Annotated in this window: 20 protein-coding genes; 2 read left to right on the top strand and 18 right to left on the bottom strand. The window is 70.0% G+C overall.

Annotation, left to right across the window (positions count from 1 at the left end):
- Positions 1-70: 70 nt before the first annotated feature.
- Complete coding sequence (locus DSM104299_RS24415) at positions 71-1,171, top strand: hypothetical protein (RefSeq protein WP_272474271.1); 1,101 nt, start codon at positions 71-73, stop codon at positions 1,169-1,171.
- On the opposite strand, the gene DSM104299_RS24420 is transcribed toward DSM104299_RS24415, so the two are convergent.
- Positions 1,168-1,701, bottom strand: coding sequence for a hypothetical protein (locus DSM104299_RS24420; RefSeq protein ID WP_272474272.1), 534 nt, complete (start codon positions 1,699-1,701; stop codon positions 1,168-1,170). The two genes, DSM104299_RS24415 and DSM104299_RS24420, sit on opposite strands and share 4 nt — an antisense overlap.
- Positions 1,702-1,735: 34 nt before the next feature.
- On the bottom strand, positions 1,736-2,650 hold the full coding sequence (locus tag DSM104299_RS24425; protein ID WP_272474273.1) for a hypothetical protein: 915 nt from the start codon (positions 2,648-2,650) through the stop codon (positions 1,736-1,738).
- Between the two features lie 192 nt (positions 2,651-2,842).
- Here DSM104299_RS24425 and DSM104299_RS24430 point away from each other — a divergent pair, with 192 nt between their 5' ends.
- Positions 2,843-3,334, top strand: a complete 492-nt coding sequence (locus DSM104299_RS24430) for an HAD domain-containing protein (RefSeq protein WP_272474274.1) — start codon at positions 2,843-2,845, stop codon at positions 3,332-3,334.
- Here DSM104299_RS24430 and DSM104299_RS24435 read toward each other — a convergent pair.
- The 16 genes from DSM104299_RS24435 to DSM104299_RS24510 all read right to left on the bottom strand — a co-directional run bounded on the left by DSM104299_RS24435 (position 3,324) and on the right by DSM104299_RS24510 (position 24,141).
- The gene (locus DSM104299_RS24435; protein WP_272474275.1) at positions 3,324-4,382 is read right to left on the bottom strand and encodes a GGDEF domain-containing protein; all 1,059 of its coding nucleotides are present in this window, start codon (positions 4,380-4,382) and stop codon (positions 3,324-3,326) included. The two genes, DSM104299_RS24430 and DSM104299_RS24435, sit on opposite strands and share 11 nt — an antisense overlap.
- On the bottom strand, positions 4,379-5,431 hold the full coding sequence (locus DSM104299_RS24440; protein ID WP_272474276.1) for a GGDEF domain-containing protein: 1,053 nt from the start codon (positions 5,429-5,431) through the stop codon (positions 4,379-4,381). The genes DSM104299_RS24435 and DSM104299_RS24440 overlap by 4 nt, the downstream gene beginning before the upstream one ends.
- 169 nt (positions 5,432-5,600) lie before the next feature.
- Positions 5,601-9,875 (bottom strand): DNA-directed RNA polymerase subunit beta', encoded by a 4,275-nt coding sequence (gene rpoC, locus DSM104299_RS24445; RefSeq protein ID WP_432419755.1) that lies wholly within the window; start codon positions 9,873-9,875, stop codon positions 5,601-5,603.
- 30 nt (positions 9,876-9,905) lie between these two features.
- The gene (gene rpoB / locus DSM104299_RS24450) at positions 9,906-13,586 is read right to left on the bottom strand and encodes a DNA-directed RNA polymerase subunit beta (protein ID WP_272474277.1); all 3,681 of its coding nucleotides are present in this window, start codon (positions 13,584-13,586) and stop codon (positions 9,906-9,908) included.
- A gap of 238 nt (positions 13,587-13,824) precedes the next feature.
- Complete coding sequence (locus tag DSM104299_RS24455; RefSeq protein ID WP_272474278.1) at positions 13,825-15,528, bottom strand: NHL repeat-containing protein; 1,704 nt, start codon at positions 15,526-15,528, stop codon at positions 13,825-13,827.
- 115 nt (positions 15,529-15,643) lie between these two features.
- Positions 15,644-16,519 (bottom strand): TerC family protein, encoded by an 876-nt coding sequence (locus DSM104299_RS24460; protein ID WP_272474279.1) that lies wholly within the window; start codon positions 16,517-16,519, stop codon positions 15,644-15,646.
- Positions 16,520-17,049: 530 nt separating this feature from the next.
- On the bottom strand, positions 17,050-17,427 hold the full coding sequence (rplL, locus tag DSM104299_RS24465) for a 50S ribosomal protein L7/L12 (protein ID WP_272474280.1): 378 nt from the start codon (positions 17,425-17,427) through the stop codon (positions 17,050-17,052).
- Between the two features lie 4 nt (positions 17,428-17,431).
- Positions 17,432-18,088 (bottom strand): 50S ribosomal protein L10, encoded by a 657-nt coding sequence (rplJ, locus tag DSM104299_RS24470; RefSeq protein ID WP_272474281.1) that lies wholly within the window; start codon positions 18,086-18,088, stop codon positions 17,432-17,434.
- An 80-nt stretch (positions 18,089-18,168) separates the two neighbouring features.
- A complete protein-coding gene (gene rplA, locus DSM104299_RS24475; RefSeq protein ID WP_272474282.1) occupies positions 18,169-18,906 on the bottom strand; it encodes a 50S ribosomal protein L1 in 738 nt (245 codons plus the stop codon).
- A 2-nt stretch (positions 18,907-18,908) separates the two neighbouring features.
- A complete protein-coding gene (gene rplK, locus DSM104299_RS24480) occupies positions 18,909-19,331 on the bottom strand; it encodes a 50S ribosomal protein L11 (RefSeq protein ID WP_028075795.1) in 423 nt (140 codons plus the stop codon).
- A gap of 16 nt (positions 19,332-19,347) precedes the next feature.
- Positions 19,348-19,869 carry a transcription termination/antitermination protein NusG gene (gene nusG, locus DSM104299_RS24485; protein WP_272474283.1) on the bottom strand — a complete coding sequence of 174 codons (522 nt, stop codon included), beginning with the start codon at positions 19,867-19,869 and terminating at the stop codon, positions 19,348-19,350.
- A 6-nt stretch (positions 19,870-19,875) separates the two neighbouring features.
- Complete coding sequence (secE, locus tag DSM104299_RS24490) at positions 19,876-20,331, bottom strand: preprotein translocase subunit SecE (protein ID WP_272474284.1); 456 nt, start codon at positions 20,329-20,331, stop codon at positions 19,876-19,878.
- Between the two features lie 18 nt (positions 20,332-20,349).
- Positions 20,350-20,514: a 50S ribosomal protein L33 gene (gene rpmG / locus DSM104299_RS24495; protein WP_037400701.1), complete on the bottom strand. Its 165-nt coding sequence runs from the start codon at positions 20,512-20,514 to the stop codon at positions 20,350-20,352.
- A 139-nt stretch (positions 20,515-20,653) separates the two neighbouring features.
- A complete protein-coding gene (locus DSM104299_RS24500; RefSeq protein WP_272474285.1) occupies positions 20,654-21,538 on the bottom strand; it encodes a transglutaminase family protein in 885 nt (294 codons plus the stop codon).
- Entirely contained in the window at positions 21,535-22,506 is a 972-nt protein-coding gene (locus tag DSM104299_RS24505) for an alpha-E domain-containing protein (protein WP_272474286.1), read from the bottom strand. Before DSM104299_RS24505 ends, DSM104299_RS24500 begins: the two co-directional genes overlap by 4 nt.
- A 3-nt stretch (positions 22,507-22,509) precedes the next feature.
- A complete protein-coding gene (locus DSM104299_RS24510) occupies positions 22,510-24,141 on the bottom strand; it encodes a circularly permuted type 2 ATP-grasp protein (RefSeq protein ID WP_432419790.1) in 1,632 nt (543 codons plus the stop codon).
- Between the last annotated feature and the right edge of the window lie 34 nt (positions 24,142-24,175).

The raw sequence follows: 24,175 nt of genomic DNA on the forward strand, positions 1-24,175 counted from the left end.
CTGTTGACTTCGCCCGCCGGGAGGGAGAGCTTGCGCACCCATGCTGAGCACTCTGCGTACCCAAGTCGGAGTGATCCTCGCGGCCGGCGCCATCCTCGCGCCGTCGACCCAGGCCGCCTGGTCGCTGCGCACGTCGCCGAACCCGAGCGCAGCGACGACGTCGCAGCTGCGCGGCGTCGACTGCCGCAGCACCACCGCTTGCCTGGCGGCGGCGCAGACGTCCACCGTCGGCGCGTTCTCCGAGACCTGGGGCGGCACGTCCTGGCTCCTGTGGATGGTGACTCCGCCCCCGGCCTCCCCCAGCAACTTCCAGGATGTGTCGTGCCCGCCGGCCACGAGCACGTGCTTCCTGGTGGGCTCGGCGGCGGGCGCCGGCATGGCCCGCGCCACCAACCTGTCGACGTGGAGCTCGCTCACCGTCCCGACCGTCGCCGGCGCGGTGTCGCTCGAGCTGACCGGCATCGCGTGCACGTCGGGAACGGCGTGCATCGCGGTCGGCTGGTACCAGACCGCCGGCGGCAGCACGCTGCCCTACGCGATCAGGTGCACCGGCACGACCTGCACGCAGGACAGGGTCACGCTGCCCGCGGGCACGCAGGGATCGCTCGAAGACGTGTTCTGCCTCTCGTCGACCAACTGCTCGGCCGTCGGCTGGAGCCATGCGCCGGCCGGCGCTCGCAGGACGTTCGTCGTCGCCTGGAACGGCGTCGCGTGGAGCTCCCAGGTGAGCGCCAACGGCACCAACGCGCAGTCGTCGACCCTCTTCGGCGTCGCCTGCGCGAGCACGGCGTGCGTCGCGGTCGGCCGGTACACCGACACGAGCGCGGTCCAGCACACGCTCGCGCTGGGCAAGAGCGGATCGACGTGGGTCGACCTCGTCAGCCCCGACCCGAGCGGGACGCTGCCGACGTTCGAGGGCATCGCGTGCCCCTCGGCGACGGCCTGCTACGCGGTGGGCAGCTACGCCAACGGCTCCGGACGAGCCACGCTGGTCGAGAGCTACGTCACCGGCGTCTGGACCGTGCTGAGCACGCCGAACCCGGCCGGATCCACCGACAACCACCTCGCCGACGTCGCCTGCGTCACGACCCCGTCGACCGTGTGCCGCGCCGTCGGGTACTCGGTCGACACCGTCGGCACGACGCGCACGCTGGTCGAGGACGGGCCTTAGCCCGCGGGCGCGTTCGTCGTGACCGGCGACTTGTCGAGGTCCTCGAGGTCGTAGCCGAGCGCGTGGAACGCGTGGCGGGCCGCGATGAGGTCGGCGCGGGTCTGGCGGGAGACGATCGTCGCGGTCGCCAGCAGCCGGTTGGCGCCCTTGGCGTCGCCGCGGTCGAGCGCCGCCTTGGCGCGGTCGAGGTCGTCGGCGAACGAGCGGATCCCGGCGACGTAGCGCGCCTGGGCGCGCGCGGCCTCGGCCGGGGGCTGGAGCCCTTCCAGCCGGTCCGCCCACTCGCGCAGCAGCTTCTGCAGCCCGTCGACGTGCGCGGCCTGGTCGGCGATGCTCGCGTCCGCGTCCAGCGGCTTGCCGACGCCGTACTTCGGCGCCAGGCCCAGCGCGCTCTTGTCGAACGCGTCCTCGTAGGCCTTCTGCGACAGGGGGCCGGTCGGCAGCGTCTGGATCTCGACGGCCTTCGCGCCGCAGCCGGCGACGGCCGCGACGAGGCAGCACAGGAGCAGAACGACGACGGGGCGGCTCATGCCGCCCCGCACGCTAGTCGAATCCCGGAGCCGCTCAGGCAGCGACGGGAGCGCCGATCGCGGCGCGCGCCCGGGAGCCCTTGCCCGCGGCCGCGCCCTTGGGCGCCGGCGTCATCGCCGAGGCGACGATCACGAGGAGGAAGGCGACGGCCTGCAGGACGATGCCGAGCGTGGTGCCCGGCAGCGGATCGCCGAAGACGATGATCCCGGCGGCGATCGTGGTGATGTTCGCCGCGGTTCCGGTGATCGCGATGACGCTGACCGCGTCGCCGTCCTGGAGCCCGCGGGCCGAGGAGAAGAACGCGGCGACCGACGCGCCGATCGTCACGAAGAGCCAGGGGCTCGTCGCGATGCCGACGATGCCCTCGTGGCCGGCGATGCCGGTCAGGGCCTTGATCGCGACGTCGCTGACGCCGAAGAGGACGCCCGCCGCGGCGCCGAGCATGACGCCGTGGTGGTGGGCCGGGGCACCGACGCGCGGGCCCATGATGAGCAGGCCGCCGATGCCGAACAGGCCGGCCTCGAACGCGATCATCGCCGGCGTGTTGAAGGTGGAGTGCGCGCTCTCGGTGGAGTGCGGGAACGTCACGGCCAGGAGGATCAGGCCCGCGCAGGTGAGCGCGAGGCCCCACCACTGCCGGTTGCCGACCTCGACGCCGAAGAGCCGCTGGGCCATCACGCCGATCATCACGACGCCGCCGGCGAGCACGACCTGGACCACCGAGATGGGGGCCATGGCCAGCGCCGCGACGTGGAAGATCCACGCGCTCGTCGCGATCGCCATGCCGATGGCGAACCACTTCGAGGAGTAGAGGCTCTTCGTCGTCCTGAAGGGGTGGCGGATGTCGACCTTCGTGCACTCGCAGGCTCCGCGGTGCTTGAAGAAGAACCCGAGGTTCGAGACGAAGGCGCAGACGAGCGCCAGGAGGATGCCGAGTTGGATCGTCATTAAGTGGTGGTGGTGGGGCGATCTTAGGCGTGGGTCAAGCGAAGCGGGTACACGAGAACCCGGCTCACCGATCTCTCGCCCCAGACATCGGCAAACCCTTCGAACCGCTTGACCCAAACGGTCCACGCAGAGCGTAGCGGTCTCAGTACCCCCGCGCGTAAGGACTGGATGAAGATGTCAATATCCCCGCAAATGAGCGCAAAACCTCTGCTCTTTTGTGACGTTGACGGTGTGATCTCGCTTTGGGGCTTTGGGGAGGTCAACCGTCCACCGGGCGCATTCGCCTCCGTAGACGGCATCCCGCACTTCCTTTCCACCCGCGCCGCCGAGCACCTTCTGGACCTGTCGTCCCGTTTCGACCTCGTCTGGTGCACCGGGTGGGAGGACAAGGCCGACGAGCACCTGCCGGCGCTGCTCGGTGTGCCCAGAGGCCGGCCGCACCTCTCCTTCGACGGCGCTACGCGCGCGCAGGTGTCCGCGCGCGCACACTGGAAGCTGGCGGCCATCGAGGAGCACGCGGGCGACCGGCCGCTGGCATGGGTCGACGACGCGTTCAACGACGCCTGCTGGGCCTGGGCGCAGGCGCGCGACGCCCCCACGCTGCTGGTCGCGACGGACCCCGCCACGGGCTTGGACGACGCCGCGGCGGCGCGGCTGAGCGCGTTCGCGACCGCTAGTCGCTGACGACGACGCGGTCGCGGCCGAGGCGCTTGGCCTCGTAGAGCGCGTCGTCGGCGCGGCGGTACTGCGTGTCGACGTCGAAACCGCCGGCGCCCGACACCGCGACGCCGAAGCTCATCGTCACTTGCTGGCCGGCGATCGGCTCGGCCGCCACGGCGCGCCGCAGCTTCTCGGCCAGGTCCTGCGCCTCGTCCTCGGTGGCGCCCGGCAGCAGGACCACGAACTCCTCGCCGCCCAGCCGGTAGGCGAGGTCGTAGGCGCGCAGCGTCGTGCGCCAGCGGTAGGCGATCTCGCGTAGGACCGCGTCACCGGCCAGGTGGCCTTCGCGGTCGTTGATCGCCTTGAAGTGGTCCAGGTCGCCCAGGACGACGCCCACGGGCCGGCCAGACACCTCGGACTGCCACTGCAGCTCGCGTCCGCGCGCGGCCAGCGCCTTGCGGTTGAGCATCTGCGTGAGCGGGTCGACGATCGCGTCGGCGCGGTGCTGGACCTCGGAGCGCATCAGCGCCGAGCCGACCAGCGCGATGCCGGCGACCAGCGAGATCGGGAAGGCCAGCAGGTACGGGGCGTCGAGCACGCGCTGGGCGTCGGCGCCGAGCGTCGCGGCCAGCAGCAGCGCGATCGTCAGCGCGACCGCCGCGGTCAGCCCGCGCGGGGTGAAGCGCCCGACGCCGGTCGCGACCGCGATCCCCAGCCACATCAGCAGCGGCGAGTCCGGGCCGCCGGTCGCCACGGCACCCACGGCCAGCGCGACCTGCGCGAACGACCAGCCGGCGGCGTAGACCAGCTCGGCGTGCTCGACGCGGCCCATCAGCCGATCGGCGACCATGAACGCCGCGACGACGACCGGCAGCGTCGCCAGCGGCCACCACCCCAGCTCGGGCACGCAGACGGCCAGGACGACCAGCTCGAGGACGAAGGCGACATGGCGCGCGGTGCGCGGCCGACCGCCGACCTCCTGCAGCCGGGCACGGATCGCGTGGTCGACGAGCCAGGTGTCGTCGGCGGCCGGGTCCAGCGCGAGGGCCGCGGTGCCCGCGTTGGGCGTCATGCGGCCGCTTCCAGGGAGGTGAGCGTGGCGATGGGTGGGTCCGATTCAGCCGGGCCGCCGCAGACGCGATCGCGCCCGCCCCGCTTGGCGCGGTACAGCGCCACGTCGGCGCGCGCGTACAGCTCGTCGAAGTCGAACGGCTCGCCGTCGGCCGACGCCGCGACGCCGAAGCTCATCGTCACCGCCTGGCCCGCGATCGGCGCGGCCCCGACCGACCCGCGCAACCGCTCGGCGACCTCCTCGGCCTCGGCGAGCGTCGCGCCCGGCAGCAGCACCAGGAACTCCTCGCCGCCGAGGCGGTAGGCCATCTCGTAGGCGCGCAGCGACAGCCGCCAGCGGAACGCGACGTCGCGCAGGACCGCGTCGCCGACCTGGTGGCCGGCGCTGTCGTTGACGTCCTTGAAGTGATCCAGGTCGCCCAGGACGACGCCGACCGGCTTGCGCGTCAGCCGCGTCTGCTGCGCGAGCTCGGCGGCCCGCGAGACCAGCGCCTTGCGGTTCAGCATCTGCGTCAGCGGGTCCATGACGGCCTCCGCGCGCTGCGCGACCTCCGAGTGCATGTGCGCCCAGCCGAACAGCGCGACGCCGACGATCAGCATCGCCGGGAACAGCACCGTCGACGGGTGGTGCCAGACCGCGGTCGGCGCGTAGCCGACGGTCACGCCGGCCAGCAGCACCAGCGCCAGCGCGACGCCCGCCACGATCCCCCGCGTGGTGAAGCGCCCGGGCAGCGACGACACCGCCAGCGCGAACCAGATGACGCACGGCGCGTGCGGGCCGCCGGTGATCAGCGCGCCGACCGTGATCGCCACCAGCGTGCCGACCCAGGCCACCGCGTAGGGGATCTCGGGCCGCGCCACCTGCGACATGCGGCGATCGCAGACGGCGAAGACGACCGCCACCGCGATCATCGGCGCAGGCGTCCACCAGCCGAGCCAGGGAGCGCAGCCCAGCAACACCACCAGCTGCAGCACGAACGTCAGGTTGCGCAACGTGCGCACCCTCGGACTCATGTCCAGCAGGCGCTCGCGCCCCTGCTCGTCGGCCAACCATGTCGCTGGAGCTGTCCCCTGGCCCGGGCCGTCAACCACGGCGACCGGGCTCATCATCCCCATGGCTTCCGTGATCGGCATCACACGCGCCGGGTTGAGGAGGTTTGGACAAACAAAGAGGCGCCCCGGAGGGCGCCTCTCGCGAACGGCTGCTTGTCTCGAGCGACTACGACTCGTCGTTGTCCGACGGCACGTCCAGCTCGGCGAGCTCGTCGGCGAACCCGGTGTCGCCACCGGCGCCGATGTCCTCGAGCTGCGCGAGGTCCTGGTCGAAGCCGGCGCCGAACCCGCCGAGCCCGTCGCCGTCGCCGAGACCCAGCTCGGCGGCGATCTCGTCCTGGTCGAGCAGGCCGACCTCGTCCATCGCGCGCGGCAGCGGCTCGGACGGCTCGATCTCGATGCGGCGGTAGCGCTTCAGCCCGGTCGCGGCCGGGATCAGCTTGCCGATGATCACGTTCTCCTTGAGGCCGTTGAGAGTGTCCTTCTTGCCCTCGAGCGCGGCGTCGGTGAGCACCTTCGTGGTCTCCTGGAAGGAGGCCGCCGAGAGGAAGGAGTCCGTGTTCAGGGACGCCTTCGTGATGCCGAGGATGATCTCCTCGTACTGAGCCGTCTCGCCCTTGGCCTTCGCCACCTCGGCGTTGACCCGCGCGAAGTCGTAGCGATCGACGAACTGCCCCGGGAGGTAGTTCGTGTCGCCCTTCTGGTCGACGCGGACCTTCTTGAGCATCTGGCGGACGATCAGCTCGATGTGCTTGTCGTTGATGTCCACGCCCTGGGACTTGTAGACCTCCTGGACCTCCTTGACCAGGTACTGCTCGGTCTCGGTCCGGCCGCGGAGCTTGAGCAGGTCGTGCGGGTACAGCGAGCCCTCGTTGAGCTGCGTACCGGCGGCGACCCGCTGCTTGTCCTCGACCAGCAGGCGCGTGCGCCGCGGGAACGTGTAGCGGTGCTCCTCGCCGGCGTCGTCGGTGACGACGACGGTGCGGGCCTTGTCGGTCTCCTCGACCGTCACGACGCCGTCCTGCTCGGCGATCTGCGCGAGGCCCTTGGGCTTGCGCGCCTCGAACAGCTCCACGACACGCGGGAGGCCGTGCGTGATGTCCGCGCCGGCGACGCCGCCGGTGTGGAACGTGCGCATGGTCAGCTGCGTGCCCGGCTCGCCGATCGACTGGGCGGCGACGATGCCGACCGCGTCACCGATCTGCGCGAGCTTGCCGGTGGCCATGGCCCGGGCGTAGCACGCCTGGCACACGCCGCTGGTGGCCTCGCACTTGAGCACGGAGCGGACCGGGACGACCGGGCGGGCGCCCTTCTCGACCTCGTCCGCGTAGAGCTCGGCCAGCTTGGCCAGCTCGGCGCGGTCGATCTCCTCGCCCTTCTTGGTGATCATCTCCTTGCCGACCTTGATGTCGGACGGCGCGATGCGGCCCACCAGGTTGGTGTTGGGATCGCCGGCGGCGTCGAACACCGGGAGCTCGATGCCCTCGGTGGTGCCGCAGTCGAGCTCACGGATGATGACGTCCTGCGAGACGTCCACCAGGCGCCGGGTCAGGTACCCGGAGTCGGCGGTGCGCAGGGCGGTGTCCGCGAGGCCCTTGCGGGCGCCGTGGGTCGAGATGAAGTACTCGAGGACCGTCAGGCCTTCCATGAAGTTGGCCTTGATCGGGCGCTCGATGATCTCGCCCTTCGGGTTGGCCATCAGGCCGCGCATGCCGGCCAGCTGGCGGATCTGGGAGATCGAGCCTCGGGCCCCGGAGTTGGCCATCATGAAGATGGGGTTCAGGGGATCGAAGTTCTCCTGCATGGAGTCGGCGACCGTGTCGGTGCACTCCGTCCACTTCTCGACGACCAGCTCGTGGCGCTCCTCCTGCGTGATGAGCCCCATGTCGTACTGGTCGTGGATCTCCGCGACCTCACCCTCGTACTTCTTGAGGATCTCGCCCTTCTGCGGCGGGATGATGACGTCGTTCTTGGACACCGTGATGCCGGCGAGCGTCGCGAAGTGGAACCCGAGGTCCTTGAACGCGTCGAGCACCAGCGCCACCGCCGACGCGCCGTGACGCTGCACGAGCGCGTCGATCAGCTTGACGGTGTCCTTCTTGCGCATCGCCTGGTTGACGAAGTCGTAGGACGTCGGATCGAAGTCCTCGCCCAGCGCCACCTCGAGCGCGCGCTCGATCTTGTCGTTGTAGATGATCCGGCCGACGGTCGTGAGGATGTGGCCACCCTCGCGGCCGATCTGACGGTACTCCGCCAGGTCGTGCAGGCCGACGATCTTGTTGTCGTAGGAGAGCTCGGCCTCCTGCGCCGTGCGGAACACCTTCGGCCGCGGCTCGGTGCTCGGCCACTCGCCGGCGGCCAGCTTCGCCTGCTTCTCCGACAGCTCGCCGGCGTCGAGGCCGTGCGTGAGGTAGAAGGTGCCCAGGACCATGTCCTGCGCGGGCGTCGCCAGCGGCGCGCCGTGCGCCGGGCTCAGGATGTTGTTGGAGGACAACATCAGGATGCGGGCCTCCGCCTGCGCCTCGGCGCTGAGCGGGAGGTGGACCGCCATCTGGTCGCCGTCGAAGTCCGCGTTGAAGGCGGAGCAGACGAGCGGGTGGACCTGGATGGCCTTGCCCTCGACCAGCACCGGCTCGAACGCCTGGATGCCGAGGCGATGGAGCGTGGGCGCGCGGTTGAGGAGCACCGGGTGCTCGTGGATGACCTGCTCGAGGACGTCCCAGACCTCCGGGATCATCGAGTCCACCATCTTCTTGGCGGCCTTGATGTTCTGGGCGGCCTTGCGCTCGACCAGCTGGGCCATGATGAAGGGCTTGAAGAGCTCCAAGGCCATCAACTTCGGCAGGCCGCACTGGTGCAGGCGCAGGGACGGGCCCGACACGATCACCGAACGGCCGGAGTAGTCCACGCGCTTGCCGAGCAGGTTCTGGCGGAACCGGCCCTGCTTGCCCTTGAGCATGTCGGAGAGCGACTTGAGCGGGCGGTTGCCCGGGCCCGTGACGGGCCGGCCGCGGCGGCCGTTGTCGAACAGCGCGTCGACGGCCTCCTGCAGCATGCGCTTCTCGTTGTTGACGATGATCTCCGGCGCGCCGAGGTCGAGCAGGCGCTTGAGCCGGTTGTTGCGGTTGATGACGCGGCGGTAGAGGTCGTTGAGGTCGGAGGTCGCGAAGCGGCCACCGTCCAGCTGCACCATCGGGCGCAGCTCCGGCGGGATGACCGGAACGGCCTCGAGCACCATGTGCTCGGGCTTGTTGTCGGAGTGCAGGAAGGCCGAGAGGACCTTCAGGCGCTTGACCGCGCGGGCCTGCTTCTGGCCCTTGCCGTTCTTGACCTGGTCCTCCAGGTCCTCGCGCTCGTGCTCGAGCGCGATGCCCGGCTGGTCCTGCGGGGCGAGGTCGTCGCCGGCCAGGCGGTCGGCGTCGGTCTCACGCGGCGGCGCGAGGCGGTCGTACTCGTCCTTCTCCTGCAGCAGCGTGCGGATGTGCTCGGCGCCCATGCCGCCGCCGAAGTACTCGCCGAAGCCGAACGGGGAGCCGAAGCGGTGCTTGAGCTCGCGGAAGAACGTCTCGTCCGCGATGATCGTCTTGGGGCGGAAGTCGTCCTTCTCCGCCGCCTTGTCGACGTAGGTGTTCAGCGGCCAGTCCTCGCCCTCCTGGGGCGCTTCCTCGGCCGGCTCGTCCTTGTTGGCGAAGAGCTTCCAGACGTCCTTGAGGCGCTCGCGGGCGTCCTCGTAGTAGGCCTGCGTATCGTCGATGTCCGACGCGAAGGTCTTCTGGATCTCCTTGATGAGCTTCTCGCGCTCGTCGTCGGAGAGCTTCTTGACGTTGATGTCGAGCGACTCGGCCCAGAGGTGGTCCTCGTCGCCGAAGTCGCCCTGCTCGCCCGTGTTGAGGAACGTGATGCGCGCCTCGCGGCTCGTGCGCAGCTCCTCGACCCGCTCGTTCTCCTCGGCGCGGAGGCGCGTGAGCTCCTCCTGCATCTCGGCCTCGAGCTTGGGCAGGTCGCGCCAGCGGGCCTCCTGGTCCACCCACGTCACGATCGACGCGGCGAAGTACAGGATCTTCTCGAGCTCCTTGGGAGCCATGTCGAGCAGGTAGCCGATGCGGCTCGGGACGCCCTTGAAGAACCAGATGTGGCTGACCGGTGCCGCGAGGTCGATGTGGCCCATGCGCTCACGGCGCACCTTGGACCGCGTGACCTCGACGCCGCAGCGCTCGCAGACGATGCCCTTGTAGCGGACGCGCTTGTACTTGCCGCAGTAGCACTCCCAGTCCTTGGTGGGACCGAAGATGCGCTCGCAGAAGAGGCCGTCCTTCTCCGGCTTGAGCGTGCGGTAGTTGATGGTCTCCGGCTTGGTGACCTCGCCCGAGGACCACCCGCGGATCTGCTTGGAGGACGCCAGTCCGATCTCGATGGCGTCGAAGTTGTTGATGTCGATCATGCGATCTCTTTCAGTCTTCTCGGGTGGGTCCTAGGCCTCTTCGACCGGGACGTCCTCGGCGAGGTCGCCCAGGTCGATCTCGCCGTCGACGCCGATGTCGACCGCGCCGTCGTCCTCGACGGTCTCGGCGTCGTCGGTGTCGGCTGCCGCCTCGGCCTCGGGGGCCGCGTCGGTCGCGTCGGTGTCGTCGCTGCCCTCGACCGCCTCGTCAGATGCGACCCCGCCCGCCCCGTCGCCGGCGCGGACGCCGGAGAGGTCGATGCCGAGCTCCTCGGCGGCGCGCAGCAGGTCGTCGTCCTCGTCGGCCATCTCAGCGCGCTGGCCCTCCTCGGAGACGACGTTGACGTCGAGCGCCAGCGACTGCATCTCCTTGAGGAGCACCTTGAACGACTCGGGGATGCTCGGCTCGGCGATGTTCTCGCCCTTGACGATCGCCTCGTAGGCCTTGACGCGCCCGACGGTGTCGTCGGACTTGATCGTCAGCATCTCCTGCAGCGTGTACGCGGCGCCGTAGGCCTCCAGCGCCCACACCTCCATCTCGCCGAAGCGCTGGCCGCCGAACTGCGCCTTGCCGCCCAGCGGCTGCTGGGTGACGAGCGAGTAGGGGCCGGTGGAGCGGGCGTGGATCTTGTCGTCCACGAGGTGCAGCAGCTTCAAGATGTACATGTAGCCGACGGTCACCGTTTCCTCGAACGGCTCGCCGGTGCGGCCGTTGAAGAGCTGGAACTTGCCGGTGGCCTGACGGCCCGGGACACGGTCGGTGTCCACGTCCATGTTGATCTTGCCGCCGGCCTTCTTGTGGTCCTCCTGCCAGCGGACGAGCGCCTTGTCGACGTCCTCGAGCGAGGCGCCGTCGAACACCGGGGTGGCGGTGTAGACGCGGTCGCCGTGCTTGAAGCCCGTGTCGCCGTCGTCGTACCAGCCCTGCGCGGCGGCCCACCCGAGGTGGGTCTCCAGGATCTGGCCGACGTTCATGCGCGACGGGACGCCCAGCGGGTTGAGGATGACGTCGACCGGCGTGCCGTCCTCGAGGAACGGCATGTCCTGCTCGTCGACGATCTTCGAGATGACGCCCTTGTTGCCGTGGCGGCCGGCGAGCTTGTCGCCCTCGGAGATCTTGCGCTTCTTGGCCACGAACACCCGCACGAGGTCGTTGACGCCCGGCGGCAGGTCGTCGCCGTTCTCGCGGCTGAAGGTCATGACGTCGATGACGACGCCGCCCTCGCCGTGCGGGACCTTGAGCGAGGTGTCGCGGACCTCGCGCGCCTTCTCCTTGAAGATCGCGCGGATCAGCTTCTCCTCGGCGGTGAGCTCGGTCTCGCCCTTCGGCGTGACCTTGCCGACCAGCAGGTCGCCCGACCCGACCTCGGCGCCGATGCGCACGATGCCGCGGTCGTCGAGGTTGCGCAGCGACTCCTCCGAGCGGTTCGGGATGTCGCGGGTGATCTCCTCGTCGCCGAGCTTGGTCGTGCGGGCGTCGATCTCGTACTCCTCGATGTGGATCGAGGTGAGCTCGTCGTCCTTGACCAGGCGCTTGGAGAGGATGATCGCGTCCTCGAAGTTGTAGCCCTCCCAGGACATGAAGGCGACCATCAGGTTCTTGCCCAGCGCCATGTCGCCACGGTCGGAGGCCGAGCCGTCCGCCAGCAGCTCGCCCTGCTCCACCTGCTGGCCGGTCGCGATGAGCGGCTTCTGGTGGATGAGCGTGCCCTGGTTGGAGCGCATGAACTTCTGGAGCGGGTACTCGTCCTTGCCCTCGGCGTGCTCGACGACGATCTGCTCGGCGTCGACGTAGGCGACGGTGCCCGCGTTCTTGGCCAGGATCAGGTCGCCGGTGTCCAGCGCGGCGCGACGCTCCATGCCGGTGCCCACGATCGGGGCGTCGGTCTTCAGCAGCGGCACGGCCTGGCGCTGCATGTTGGAACCCATCAGGGCGCGGTTGGCGTCGTCGTGCTCGAGGAACGGGATCATCGCCGTGGCGACGGACCAGATCTGCTCGGGCGAGACGTCCATCAGGTCGACGTCCTTGGGGCTGACCGTGACGTACTGGCCGGCCAGCGTGCGGCAGAGGACCTCGGGGCCCTTCAGCTTGCCCGTCTTGGCGTCGATCGGCTGGTTGGCCTGCGCGATCAGCTGCTGCTCTTCCTGCGTGGCGTCGAGGTGCACGAGCTCGTCGGTGACCTCGCCGTCCTTGACGACCCGGTAGGGCGTCGTGACGAAGCCGTGCTCGGAGACCTGCGCGTAGCTGGACAGCGAGCCGATGAGGCCGATGTTCGGACCCTCAGGGGTCTCGATCGGGCACATGCGGCCGTAGTGCGTCGGGTGGACGTCGCGGACCTCGATGGGCGCGCGCTCGCGGGTCAGGCCGCCGGCGCCCAGGGCGCTGAGCCGGCGACGGTGCGTCAGACCGCTCAGCGAGTTGGTCTGGTCCATGAACTGCGACAGCTGCGACGAGCCGAAGAACTCCTTCAGCGCCGCGACGACCGGGCGGATGTTCACGATCGTCTGCGGGGTGATCGTGTCCTCGTCCTCGGTGGTGAGGCGCTCGCGGACGACGCGCTCCATGCGGTACAGGCCGATCCGGAACGCCTCCTGGATCAGCTCGCCGACGGTGCGCAGGCGGCGGTTGCCGAAGTGCTCGTACTCGTCGAGGCGGTCGGCGATCGGCTCGCGCGGCAGGGCCGTGGCCTCGGCCGCGAAGTCCTTGATCTCGACCTCGCCGTCCTCGGGGATGCCGAGGAGCTTGGGCAGGCTGATGAGCTCGCGCACGAGCGCGTGGATGTCGTCGTGCGTCAGCGTGCGGGTCTCGAGGTCGATGTCGAGGCCCAGGCGCGCGTTGAGCTTGTAGCGGCCGACGCGCGTGAGGTCGTAGCGCTTGGGGTCGAAGAAGAGCTGGTTGAGCAGCGCGTACGCGGCGTCCACCGACGGCGGCTCGCCCGGACGCTGCTTCTTGAAGAGCTCGATGAGGGCGCCCTTCTTGGTCTTCGTCGCCTCGGGGTCGGACTCGATGGTCTGACGGATGTAGAGGGAGTTGCCGAAGAGCTCGGCGAGCTCCTGGTCGAGGCGCTCGATGTCCTCGTGGCTCTCCTCGACGTCGGCGTCCGTCTCCGGGTTGTACGCCATGGCGCGCAGCAGGACGGTGACCGGCAGCTTGCGCTTGCGGTCGATGCGGACGAAGACCTTGCCCTTCTTGTCGATCTCCATCTCCAGCCAGGAGCCGCGGGCCGGCATCAGGTTGGCGGTGAAGACCTGCTTCTCCCGGTCCTTGGCCTCCATGATGTAGGCGCCCGGGGAACGGACCAGCTGCGTCACGACGACGCGCTCGGTGCCGTTGATGATGAACGTGCCGCGCTCGGTCATCCACGGGAAGTCGCCCATGAAGACCGACTGCTCGCGGATCTCGCCCGTCTCGTGGTTGATGAAGGCGACGGTGACGGTGAGCGGTCGCGAGTAAGTGAGGTCCTTCTCACGGCACTCGGCGATCGAGTTCGGCGGGTCGTCGAAGACGAACTCGCCGAAGTTCACCGCGAGGTGACCGGTGTAGTCCTCGATCGGCGAGATGTCGTCGATCGTCTCGCGGAGACCGCCGGTCTCCGCGTCGACCAGCCACTCGAAGGAGCGCCGCTGGATGTCGATGAGGTTGGGAAGGTCGAGGACCTTTTCCAGGCGCGCGAAGCTGCGGCGCGTCCGGGTGGCGTCGAGGGCAGGCACTACGGCGACTCCTCAGGGAAGGTGGAGGCGGGCAAACTGGGAGGGGGCGCTCGCGCAGGTGGCGCAGAGACGCGACCTGCCAATCTAGCACAGGCCGACGCGGACCCCCTTCGAGGGGCTGTCAGCGCTCACGGACCCCGCCCGAGCCTCCGCGTATGTGGCGCGGAACGCTGTGATTGGGCGGCTACGACTATTGGCCGACCGCGGCAGTGTAGCGGCGGGGGCGGTGCCGCGCCACCTAGTGCTTCTTCGTGACGGCGCAGGCCCTGTAGGTGCGCGTGAGCGCGACCTTCGACTTGTCGGCGAGCACGACGACGACCTTGATCTGGTAGCTGCCCCGCTTCGGGAGCGCCTTGAGCGTGACGGTGGACTTCAGCGCCTTGCCGCGGTAGGTCTTCGCCTTGCCGTGGCCCGCGGTGACCCTGACGCTGGTCACTTTGGCGCCGGTCTTGCGCTTGCGCAGCGTGAGCTTGAGGGTCCGGTTGGAGACGCACTTCTTGGCGGCCGCCACCGAGACGATGTCAGCGAACGTGGGCTTCTTGGGCTTGACGATCTTGACCGGCGCGCGCGGAGCGGGAGGAGGCAGCGGCGAGGGCGCAGACACGCTGAAGTGGCCGGCGGAAGGCGTGGCGACCATCCCACGGTCGTTGATCACGTCGGCGGTCACGGTGTGGGCGCCGGCCGGCAGGCTCCCGAGCGGGACGTCGACGGTCTGCTCGCCGAACGCCGCGGGGATCGTCCCGCCAGCGATGTCCTTCACGCCGTCGACATGGACGACGAGCTGCGTGGCGCTGCCGCCCGTGAAGACCTTGACCGGGACGGTGGCACCCGTGATATCCGCAGGGACGCTCACTCGGGGCTCGACGTCGAGCACCCGCGCCACCTGGCCGCTGGCCTTGTCGGTGACCCAGACCGAGCCGTCGCTCGTACCGCTCGCGTCCGGCGCCGCGACCTCCCACGGCTGGAAGCCGACCGGCAGCGCGACCGGCGAGGTGCTGCCGGCGTAGCCGATCCGGACAAGTCGGCCGTCGCCGCTCGATGCGACCCAGACGCTGTTGTCCGGATGGGCGGCCATGCCGACCGGCTGGCTCAACCCGGTGGTCACGTAGGACGCGCTCGTCCCGTCGGCCGCACCCGGGTCCAAGCGCACGACCTCACCGCTGTTGTAGAGCGCAACCCAGATGTCGTGGGCGACGCTACGCACCGCGATGCCGTTCGGCTCGCTGCCCGGTGGGGCGGTGATCGATGCCTCCAGGCTCAACGCGTTGGAGCCGATGCCGAGGCGCTGGATCACGGCGTTGCCAAAGGCCGGGACGAACGCCTTGCCGTTGAGCACCGCCAGCGCGTAGGCGTCGGGCACCGTCGTGTCGACGACCTGGTTGACGCCGGCGGCAGTGATCGCGCCCATGCCATGCGTCCCGCATGGCGTGCCGGTGCTGGGCCGAGGCGCGGTGTAGAGCATGCGCTGATTGGCCGGGTCGACGGCCATGCCGACCGGCCCGCAGTCGAACGCCGCGGCGGTGGAGATCGGGATCGCCGCCGGGTCGTCGTTGATCTTGACGAAGCCACGGTCGGCGCCCGACGAGATCGCGACCCACACGAACCCGTCCGGCCCGACGGCCGCCGAGGTCGCAGCGCCGGCGTCGCCCGGCAGAGCGACCTCGCCGCGCTTCTCGCCCGTGGGCGACAGGATCTCGACCTTCTTGGCCATCGGCTCGACGACGTAGAGCTGGCCGTTGCGCACGGCGATGCCGTTGGCCACAGAGTCGAGCGGGACGGTCTGGACGACGGCGGCCTGCGCGGCGGCTGGGATCAAGGCCAGCGCGCAGGCGGCGGCCAGCGGAGTGAGGTGAAGGCGAGAGAATCGGCGCATAGGACGCCGAACATCGTAGGGATCCTGCATCGTTCGGGATTCCCCGAGTGGCGGGATGGGCTTGCCCATGGATGCATGGATGAGCGACCCGGCCCGGAGGTCAGGATCGCGCACCAACCGCCACCAGCCACATCGGCGACGCCGGCTCCCGTCACGGTCCGGGTGCTCCGGCGCGTCCCCAGCCTCACGCCACCGACGGCTCCGCCTCCCGCGCCAGCCGGCGGTCGCGCACCAGCGACGCCAGGACGCCCGTCCCGAGCACGAGTGCGATCGCCGGGAGGGAGACCTCCGGCCCGAGCTTGCCCCACAGCTCGCCCGCGGCCATCTTGATGCCGATCAACACCAACAACGCCGCCAGCGCGGACTTGAGGTAGTACAGCCGCTCGACGAGGTCGGCGACCAGGAAGAACAGCGGCGCGAGCCCGAGCAGCGCGAACGCGTTGGCCGCGAAGACGATGAACGCGTCGTCGGTGATCGCGAGGATCGACGGCACCGAGTCGATGGCGAACACGATGTCGGCGATCACCAGCGCCGCGACCGCCGCCGTGCCGACCGACATCCCCGGCAGGCGCGCCTTCAGCCTCTCGACGAACGCCGTCTCCCCCGCGCTGTCGTGGCGGTGCTGGAACATGCGCCAGCCTGTCCACACCAGCAGCGCCGCGAAGATGAACGACACCCAGGACGCGTGGTGCAGCGCGGTCGCGCCGACCGCGATGAACACGCCGCGCAGGACGAGCGCCGCGACGATGCCCCACGTCAGCAGGCGGTGGCGCTGGGCCTCCGGGATCCCGAACGAGGTCAGGATCAGCAGGAACACGAAGACGTTGTCCAACGACAGCGACTTCTCCACCAGGTAGCCGGCGAAGTACAGGCCGGCGTCGCGGCCACCGAGCAGCGCGAGCATGACGCCGCCGAAGGCGAGCGCGATCGTCAACCAGCCGACCGAGTGCAGCGTCGCCTTCCTGACGCTCATGCCGGCGCCGCGGCTCTCGCGGCGCGCGAGCCACAGGTCGAAGGCCAACAGCACCGCCAGCGCGGCGATGAGCAAGATCCACTTCATGATGAGACGGTCCCTTTCGCGGGTCGATGATCCGCGAAGGTTTGACCGCCTCTGAGGCGAGGCCGCGCGTTCCGGGCAAGCTCATCGGAGCCACCGTCTTGACGAGACGCGCCGTCGGGCTACTTCCCTTCGACACTGCCCAGGCTACCAGCGTCCCGTGTGGTTCTCTATGCCGATGCTCGCCGCCGACGTCCCGCCGGCCTACGCGTTCTCGGCCCGGCCGCTGACGACCGTGCAGCGCCATCGCCTCTACGGGTCGTCCTGGCATCCGGGCTGTCCGGTCGGGCTCGACGACCTCCGGTACGCGCGCCTGAGCTACTACGGCTTCGACGGTCGGCGCCACACGGGCCGGCTCGTCGTCAACGCCGACGCGGTGGCCGCCGTGAAGACCGCCTTCGACCGCCGGCCACCTTCAGAGACGCGTGTACCGAGGACCGCGTGCCAGAACGACGAAGGGCGCCCCCGGAGGGACGCCCTTCGCGGCGTGGGCGCGAGGCCCGCGCGGAGTGACGGCGTGTGCCGTCGAGGCGCTACTTGACCTCGACGGACCCGCCGGCCTCCTCGAGCTCCTGCTTGAGCTTGTCGGCCTCGTCGCGCTCGATGCCTTCCTTGACGGGCTTGGGAGCCTCGTCGACGAGCGCCTTGGCCTCCTTGAGGCCCAGGCCGGTCGCGGCACGCACGACCTTGATGACCTGGATCTTCTTGTCGCCGGCGGCGGTCAGGATGACGTCGACGGTCAAGGACTCCTCCTCGACGGCCTCGCCGGCACCGGCGGCGGCCGGAGCGGCAGCGGCGACGGCGGTCGCCGACACGCCGAACTCCTCTTCGAGCGCCTTGATGCGCTCAGAGAGCTCGAGCACGGAGATGCCCTTGAGCTCTTCGATCCAATCGGTGGTGCTGGTAGCCATAGTTCTAGTCCTCCTGTGGGGTCTCAGTGGTGTCGTCGGAACCCTCGGAGGGCTCAGTTTCGGTCCCGCCCGCCTCGGCCTCGGCTTCGGGGTTGTCGCTGGCGGCGGCGGCCGGAGCCGCACCCGCCGGAACCTCGCCGCTCTCCTTCTTCTCCAGCACGCCGCCGAGGGCAATCGCCAGACCGGACACGAGGCCGTTGAGGCTTCGGGCCAGGCCGGTGATCGGCGAGGCGACCACGCCGACCAGCTGTCCGTAAAGGACCTGGCGCGACGGGAGCTTGGAGATGGCGGTGATCTGCGCCGCGTCGAGCGCGTCGCCGTTCATGAGCCCGCCCTTGAAGGGCAGGAGCTCGCCACCGGTCGACTTCTGGAAGTCGGCGATGGCCTTGGCGGCGGCGGCGGCGTCGCCACGCACGAACGTGAGCGCCGTCGGACCTTCGAGCAGCGCCTTGAGCGCTTCTGCGTCGGCCTTGTCGGCGGCACGCTCGGTCAGCGTGTTCTTGACGACGCGGAACGTGGCGTCCGCCTCGCGCAGCTTGCCGCGGAGCTCCGCGACCTGCGCGACGGTGATGCCGCGGTAGTCGATGGCGAAGACCGCCTCGGACTCCTTGATCTGCTCAGCGATCTCTGCGACCGCTGTGGCTTTCTGGTCCCTGTTCACGGGCCTCCTCTGCCGGGCTTCTCGCACATCCGCGATGTGCGCGCCGGCGGTCTCAGGACGGCCTCGGGTGTCGAGCGTGATTACGCGGCTACAGCCGCGCCGTCACCACTCTCCAGTCCGAGGATGTCGCGGGTACGGGACGGGTCGACCTTGATGCCCGGGCCCATCGTCGAAGCGATGGTGACGGTGCGCAGGTAACGACCCTTGGCGGCCGAGGGCTTCGCGCGGATGAGCTCCTCGATGACGGCCGCGTAGTTCTCCAGCAGCTGACGCTCGTCGAACGAGGTCTTGCCGATGTTCAAGTGGACGATCGCGGTGCGGTCGGTGCGGTACTCGACCTTGCCGGACTTCGACTCCTCGACGGCCTTGGCCACGTCCATCGTGACCGTGCCGACCTTCGGGTTCGGCATCTTGCCCTGCGGGCCGAGGATGCGGCCCAGGCGGCCGACGATCGGCATCATGTCGGGCGTCGCGATGGCGACGTCGAAGTCGGTGAAGCCCTCTTCGATCTGCTTGGCGAGGTCCTCCGCGCCGACGACGTCGGCTCCGGCGGCGGTCGCCTCGTCAGCCTTGGGGCCGCGAGCGAAGACGGCGATCTTGACGTCCTTGCCGAGGCCGTTGGGCAGCGCGATGGTGCCGCGCAGCTGCTCGTCGGCGTGGCGGACGTTCAGGCCCGTGCGGATGTGGATCTCGACGGACTCGTCGAACTTCGCGCGCTTCAGGTCCTTGACGAGCTTGATCGCCTCGGCGGGCAGGTACTCATGCTCGCGATCGACCTTGCTCTTGCTCTCGACGTAGGTCTTGCCGTGCTTGGCCATGACTAGACGACCTCCACGCCCATGCTGCGGGCGGTGCCTTCGATGATCTTGCTGGCCTGATCGAGATCGTTCGCGTTCAGGTCCTGCAGCTTCTTCTCGGCGATCGCGCGGACCTGGTCCTTGCTGATCTGACCGACCTTGTTGCGATGCGGCTCGCCGGAGCCCTTCTCGAGGCCGATGGCCTGCTTGATGAGCACCGCGGCGGGCGGCGTCTTGGTCACGAACGTGAACGAGCGGTCCTCGTAGACCGTGATCACGACCGGGATGACCGTGCCGGAGTCCTGCTGGGTCTGCGCGTTGAACGCCTTGCAGAACTCCATGATGTTGATGCCGTGCTGACCCAAGGCAGGGCCGACGGGCGGCGCCGGAGACGCCTGGCCGCCGACGGCCTGGAGCTTGATCTGGGTGAGAACCTTCTTGGCCATTGCCTTGTGATGCCTTCTAGATCTTCTTGACCTGGTCGAATCCGACCTCGACGGGCGTCTCGCGCCCGAAGATGGATACCAGGACCTTGAGCTTCTGGGCGTCCTGGTTGATCTCCGAGATCTCCCCGGAGAAGTCGGACAGCGGCCCCGAGATCACCTTGACGGACTCGCCAATGGAGAACTGGGCCTTGGTGGCGACCTTCTGCGCGACCTCGCGGTGCAGCAGCCGATCGACCTCGGGCTGGGTGAGCGGAACGGGCTCGTTGGAGGCACCGACGAAGCCGGTGACGCCGGGCGTGCCCTTGACGAGCTGCCACGAGTCCTCGTTGAGGTCCATGTTGACCAGCACGTAGCCGGGCATGGTCCGCTTCTCTTTGGTCTCCTTCTGGCCGTCCTTCATCTCGGACACGGTCTCGGTCGGGACGACCACCGAGCGGATGGCGCGACGCTGCCCGAGGGAGCTCGCGCGATGCTCGAGGTTGGACTTGACCTTGTTCTCGTGTCCGGAGTAGGTGTTGACGACGTACCAGCGATACATGAAGACCTAGATGATGAAGTTGACGACCTTCTGGGCGACCCAATCGGCCACACCCAGATAAGCCCCGGCGACGATCACGAAGCCGACGACGACGCTGGTCGCCTGGGCGACCTGACGGCGATCCGGCCACTGCACGCGCTGGAGCTCGGCCCAGGACGCCTTGAGGAACTGCAGGAACCGCGGGCCGCCCGAGCCGGACTTGACCTCCGGACGCCGGCCGCCCGTGCGGGCGAGAGCGCGGTCCTCGTCGTCGACGTCACCGTCGTCGTCGAGGTCGCCGACCTCCTCGGTCGCGAGGCGCTCCAGCTCGGCGTCGGTCGTGTCGCGGTCCTCGGCGCCTTCGGCACCGGCGATCAGATCGGCTTCGAACCCTTCGACCTCACCCGAGGCATGGTCGAGGTCGCCCGGGATGTTCTCCCGGTGCGGCTCCTTCCCGCCACGCGTCTTTCGATCAGAGGCCATGCGAACAGCTCCGGGGACCTAGCGGGTCTCCCGGTGGCTCGTATGGCAACGGCACCACTTGCAGAACTTCCGCAGCGTGATGCGATCAGGCGTGTTGCGCTTGGACTTATTCGTCTGGTAGTTGCGACGCTTGCAGTCCTCGCAGGCGAGGGTCACCGCAATGCGCACGTCTCCGCGGGCCATGAGGGCTCCCGTGCAAGGTGTGAAAGATGATCGAACCCGCGCTGACCCGGGGCAAAAGGAAGACTCGCCCCGGAGCGAGTCGACCTCGCAGGATAGCGTGGTTACGCCTCCGACGGAGCGCGATGGTTCGGGGCCTGCGCTAAGCCCTTGCCGAGGCGGCAGGATCGAGGCGCGTCATGCGCACCGATGCCTCCAGCTCGGCTCCCGCGGACCCACGGTAGACGCCCTTGACGGGCGGCACGTCGGCGTAGCGGCGGCCGTGCCCGATCTTGACGTGCGTCTCCCCCGCCAGCCGGCGGTTGGTCGGATCAGCGCCGACCCAGATCGGCTCGCCGCGCCCGCCGACCCCGGGCAGCAACGCCTCCAGCCACGCGTGCGTCTGGACCTCGACCGAGTCGGTCCCACCGTCCTCGGGCGCGCTGAACAGGTACCCGGAGACGTAGCGCGCGGCGATCCCGTTGCGGCGCAGCAGCACGAGGGCGAGGTGGACGAAGTCCTGGCAGACGCCCGCGCCGGCGTCGAGCAGGTCCTGGATCGTCGAGCCGACGTAGGTCACGCCCGGCCGGTAGGCGAAGCGGTCCGGGATCAGCTCGTTGAGCCAGCGCAGCGTCGCCAGCGGCGTGCGGGCGCGGGCGATGTCGAGCAGGTCGGCGAGCGCCGCGTCGTCGGGTTCGGGATTGCCGTCCCCTCCACCCAGCAGGAACTCGCCCGCGGCCTCGGCGTAGGTCTCGCCCTCCAGGTGCTCCCACGGCGCCTCGGGCGGCTCCGGCGGCTCGCTGGTCACGACGCGCGCCCGGACGTCGATCGTCATGTGGTCGTGGGCGCGCGCGACGCCGAACTCGAGCACCTCGGTGCCGAAGTAGTCGACGTGCCGGTGGATGCGCGCCTCCGGATCGAGGCGGACGTGGAACTCGTCGCAGCGCTGGTTGGTCGTCGTCGCCGGCCTCACGCGCAGCGCGTTGAGGTTGTCGCTGACCGGCGTCTCGTACCGGTAGCTCGTGCAGTAGTGGATGTCGTAGTTCATGCGACCAAGTACCTGTCCCACCCACCCGCGGCGCCCGCGCCGGCGAAGTAGCGCTCGGCGATGTCGGCGTCGATCAGCGCGAGCTCGGACTGGACGAGCGAGCTGGCCTCCGCCAGGTTGCCATCCTCGGCGGCGGCACGGCCGCGGAACTCCAGGTCGGCGGCGAGGCGGCTGAGCCGGAGCACGGGCTCCGAGGACCGCGGCGCGGCGTCGACGTCGACGAGCGCGCCGTGGACGGCGTCAACCGACGCGGCGACCGAGTCCGGGTAGGCGCGCTCGTAGAGCAGGAAGCGCGCGACCGGCCCGGCGTTGGGCGGCGCGGGCACGGCGCGGCGGAAGGCCTGGAAGCCGCCGACGGCCTGCAGCAGCGCGAGCGCCTGGCCGTCGCGGACGCCGTCGGTGCCCTCGGCCTGCTCGCCGGGCGACGGCATCGCGACGCGCAGCATCCGCAGGACCATGTCGGCGGACTCGATGCGCCCGCCGGCGACCAGGAACGCGCGGGCCTCGTCGCGCAGCATCGTGCGACTCGTCAGGCCCCAGAACAGCGCGCTGCGCTCCTTGACGTACTGGAAGACGCTGTAGGGCCCCATCTGCATCCGGCCCTCGAGGTCGCCCGCGCTCAGCGCCAGGTGCGTGGTGTTGACCGCCTCCCACATCTCGGCGGAGATCACGTCGCGCATCGTGCGCGCGCCTTCGCGCGCGCGGGACACGCACGAGATGACCGACGCCGGCTCGTCGCGGGTCAGCGTGAGGCGGTTGAGCACCTCGTCGCGGCGCACCGGCCGGCCGTCGGCCTGCGCGCCCATGATCGCCAGCAGCGAGCCCCAGCCGAGGCGGACGCCGGCCGGGTCGTCGGGCCGGCCCTGGAGGCTGGCCTGGAAGACGCCGTCGAGCATGCGGGCGGTGTGCTCGGCGCGGGCCACGTTGCGACCGAGCCAGAAGAGCTCCTGGGCGATGCGGCTGAGCATGGGTCAGCGACCGCGCCCGACGCCGCGGCGCTCGCGGCGCCCGATGGCCGGGCGCGTCTGCTGCTGCTGTTGCTGCTGGCCCTGCCAGTCGCCGCCGTAGCGCAGGCCCGGCATCTGGGTCGGGACGACCTCGTGCAGCTGGGTGTCGCTCGCCCCCGGCGCGCCGCGGCCGGCGTCGTCCTCGAGCACCCACGTGTCCTTCGAGCCCCCGCCCTGGGAGGAGTTGACGATCATCGAGCCCTCCTTCAGCGCGACGCGCGTCAGGCCGCCGGGCACGATCCTGATCTGCTCGCCGAAGACCGCGAACGGCCGCAGGTCGACGTGGCGCGGCGCGAGCGAGCCGTCCGGCATCGCGGTCGGGACCGTGCTCAGGTTGACGACCTCCTGGGCGATCCACTTCTCGGGCTGGGAGCGGATGACGTCGGCGAGGCCGTCGAGCGCCTCGCGCGGCGTCGCCGGGCCGATGAAGACGCCCTTGCCGCCGGACTCGCCCGTCGGCTTGAACACCAGCTCGGCGCGCCGGGCCAGCGCGGCCTCGCGCTGGGCGTCGTCGGCCATGATGTAGGTCTTGACGTTGTCGAGGATCGGCTCTTCGCCCAGGTAGAACCGGATCATCTCCGGGACGTAGTGGTAGACGGCCTTGTCGTCGGCGACGCCGGTGCCCAGCGCGTTGGCGATCGCCACGGTGCCGGCGCGGTAGGCGCGCACGAGGCCCGGCACGCCGAGCAGCGAGTCGGGGCGGAACTCGAGCGGGTCGACGAAGTCGTCGTCGAGGCGGCGGTAGACGGCGTGGACGCGGCGCAGGCCGGCGGTCGTCCGCATATAGAGGACGTCGTCGCGGACGACGAGGTCGGAGGCCTCGACCAGCTCGACGCCCATCTGGCGCGCGAGGAACGCGTGCTCGAAGTAGGCGGAGTTCATCGGCCCGGGCGTCCAGACCACGACGGTCGCCTCGTCCTCGGCGCTGGGCGCGACGGAGCGCAGGCCGGCGAGCAGCAGCTGTGGGTAGTGGTCGACGGGCCGGACGCGATGGTGCTGGAAGAACTGCGGGACCAGGCGCGTCATCGCGACGCGGTTCTCCAACACGTAGGAGATGCCCGACGGCGTGCGGACGTTGTCCTCCAGGACCTTCCACGAGCCGTCGGCGTCGCGGACGAGGTCGCAGCCCGCGACGTGGCAGTAGACGCCGCCCGGCGGGCGCACGCCGTGCGCGGCGCGCGCGAAGTGCGAGCGGCTGACGATCAGCCGCCACGGCACGATCCCGGCCCGGACGATCTCGCGCTCGTGGTAGACGTCGTCGATGAAGCGGTTGAGCGCGCGAATGCGCTGCGCCAGGCCGCGCTCGATGTGGTCCCACTCGGCGGCCGGCAGGATCCGCGGCACGAGGTCGAGCGGGAACGGGCGGTCTTTGACGGGGCCGTCCTCGCCGGTGGCGTCGAACGTGATGCCCTGCTGGACGAAGATCGCGTCGCGGCGATGGCCCGCCGCGGTCAGCAGCTCCGGGCCGAGCTTGGCGATCTCCGCGGCCAGGCTGACCGCGTGCGCGCGCGGCACGCCGTCGGCCCCGAAGACCTCGTCGAAGTACCCGGAGGGCGGGCGGTAGGCGGCGGTGTCGGCGGTGACCAGGTCGGACAGGGTGGAGATCCTCTACCCAAAGCTACGCCGCTTC

It is taken from the genome of Baekduia alba (assembly GCF_028416635.1).
In the GTDB taxonomy this organism is placed as follows: domain Bacteria; phylum Actinomycetota; class Thermoleophilia; order Solirubrobacterales; family Solirubrobacteraceae; genus Baekduia; species Baekduia alba.

What these genes read in the sequence shown, in the direction of transcription:
- DSM104299_RS24420 (WP_272474272.1), bottom strand. Translation starts at nt 1,701, where the DNA reads ATGAGCCGCCCCGTCGTCGTTCTGCTCCTGTGCTGCCTCGTCGCGGCC.
- DSM104299_RS24425 (WP_272474273.1), bottom strand. Translation starts at nt 2,650, where the DNA reads ATGACGATCCAACTCGGCATCCTCCTGGCGCTCGTCTGCGCCTTCGTC.
- DSM104299_RS24430 (WP_272474274.1), top strand. Translation starts at nt 2,843, where the DNA reads ATGAGCGCAAAACCTCTGCTCTTTTGTGACGTTGACGGTGTGATCTCG.
- DSM104299_RS24435 (WP_272474275.1), bottom strand. Translation starts at nt 4,382, where the DNA reads ATGACGCCCAACGCGGGCACCGCGGCCCTCGCGCTGGACCCGGCCGCC.
- rpoC (WP_432419755.1), bottom strand. Translation starts at nt 9,875, where the DNA reads ATGATCGACATCAACAACTTCGACGCCATCGAGATCGGACTGGCGTCC.
- DSM104299_RS24455 (WP_272474278.1), bottom strand. Translation starts at nt 15,528, where the DNA reads ATGGGCAAGCCCATCCCGCCACTCGGGGAATCCCGAACGATGCAGGAT.
- DSM104299_RS24460 (WP_272474279.1), bottom strand. Translation starts at nt 16,519, where the DNA reads ATGAAGTGGATCTTGCTCATCGCCGCGCTGGCGGTGCTGTTGGCCTTC.
- rplL (WP_272474280.1), bottom strand. Translation starts at nt 17,427, where the DNA reads ATGGCTACCAGCACCACCGATTGGATCGAAGAGCTCAAGGGCATCTCC.
- rplA (WP_272474282.1), bottom strand. Translation starts at nt 18,906, where the DNA reads ATGGCCAAGCACGGCAAGACCTACGTCGAGAGCAAGAGCAAGGTCGAT.
- rplK (WP_028075795.1), bottom strand. Translation starts at nt 19,331, where the DNA reads ATGGCCAAGAAGGTTCTCACCCAGATCAAGCTCCAGGCCGTCGGCGGC.
- nusG (WP_272474283.1), bottom strand. Translation starts at nt 19,869, where the DNA reads ATGTATCGCTGGTACGTCGTCAACACCTACTCCGGACACGAGAACAAG.
- secE (WP_272474284.1), bottom strand. Translation starts at nt 20,331, where the DNA reads ATGGCCTCTGATCGAAAGACGCGTGGCGGGAAGGAGCCGCACCGGGAG.
- rpmG (WP_037400701.1), bottom strand. Translation starts at nt 20,514, where the DNA reads ATGGCCCGCGGAGACGTGCGCATTGCGGTGACCCTCGCCTGCGAGGAC.
- DSM104299_RS24500 (WP_272474285.1), bottom strand. Translation starts at nt 21,538, where the DNA reads ATGAACTACGACATCCACTACTGCACGAGCTACCGGTACGAGACGCCG.
- DSM104299_RS24505 (WP_272474286.1), bottom strand. Translation starts at nt 22,506, where the DNA reads ATGCTCAGCCGCATCGCCCAGGAGCTCTTCTGGCTCGGTCGCAACGTG.